This window comes from Sulfurimonas sp. (genome assembly GCF_014859695.1).
Taxonomy (GTDB): Bacteria; Campylobacterota; Campylobacteria; order Campylobacterales; family Sulfurimonadaceae; genus Sulfurimonas.
In genome coordinates, this window is sequence record NZ_JACUTS010000180.1 from 1 (window position 1) to 1,321 (window position 1,321).

Annotated in this window: 1 protein-coding gene and 1 pseudogene; one reads left to right on the plus strand and one right to left on the minus strand. The window is 39.7% G+C overall.

The window, feature by feature from the left end:
- A pseudogene (locus IBX42_RS12515) lies at nt 1-336 on the minus strand (NAD-dependent DNA ligase LigA); the annotation flags it as partial.
- 132 nt (nt 337-468) lie between these two features.
- On the opposite strand from IBX42_RS12515, the gene IBX42_RS12520 reads away from it, so the two are divergent.
- The coding region (locus IBX42_RS12520; protein WP_294933259.1) for an ABC transporter substrate-binding protein at nt 469-1,321 on the plus strand (853 nt) is incomplete at its 3' end.

Below are 1,321 nucleotides of genomic sequence, written 5' to 3' on the forward strand. Positions count from 1 at the left end.
GTCATACTTCGGTTCGCAGTAAAATGTTATGTTTTTATCTAGTTTGTAAGTTTTTGTAAGCCACTTCTGCAAACCCTCAGAGTCAAAAACATCCTCCAAACTCCACATACGGCTAAGATGAGGGGCTTTTGAAAATCCATCTGAGACGACATCGCCTACTCTTTGCGTGGGTGAAGAGGGCAAAATATCCTCTATATGGCGCTCTTCGTACTCCAAAACCTCATGGTAAAGCTTGTCGTAAACCTCATCGGTTGTCATAGGGTCATCAAGGACGTAGTAGTGGTATGAGTAGAGATTAAGAAGCTCTACCGCTTTTATATACTGTTCTTTGTTCATAGGCAAAATTTTATCAAAATCTTCTTAAATTGATAACTAGAATAAGCCATCCATTTTAAACTTGATTATGGTCAATGATAATTAATATTATAATCAGTAATATACAAGATTGATTTTATAAGGATATTTAATATGAAAAGTTTTATCTATACAATATTTTCACTTCTGCTTTTGGGTACAAACTCCATTGTGGGCGCCGAAAAAGTAGAGAAGATTGTGGTTTCGGGTCCATTTGCTTCCGTTTCACACCCAATTTTACATATGATTGAGACAAATGCTCTAAGCGACGTTGCGGATAAAATAGAATTTAAACTCTGGAAAAACCCAGACGAGCTTCGAGCCATGACGATTAGAGGCAATGTGGATTTCGTGGCTATTCCGACAAACACTGCGGCTATTTTGAACAACAAAGGCGTAGATATAAAACTTCTCAATGTCTCTGTTTGGGGCATTTTGGGGATGATAAGCCGCGATGATTCACTAAAAACCCTTAAAGACTTTAAAGGCAAAAAGATAGCGGTTCCCTTTCGCGCAGATATGCCCGATATCGTCTTTAAACAGCTGCTCAAAAGAGAGGGCTTAGACCCGCAAAAAGATTTTGAACTCGTCTACGTGGCAAGTCCCATAGATGCGATGCAGATGCTTATCATGAGAAGAATAGACCACTCGCTTCTGGCAGAACCTGCAATCTCAATGGCACTTAGAAAAACAAAATCATTCCCAATCAGCATGGTTGCTCCAGAGCTTTATAGAAGTGTCGATTTGCAAGAGGAGTGGGGCAAGGTTTTTAACACAAACGGCGATCTTCCCGAAGCAGGTATCGCTGTTATGGGGCATGTCAAAGATGAACATCTTATAAAAAGATTTCAAGAAGAGTATGCAAAATCTTTAGAGTGGTACAAAACAAACCCTAAAGAGGCGGGCAAACTTGTTGCAAAAAACATTGAGATGTTAAGTGAAGAGGGCGTGAGCGATTCAATCTCGC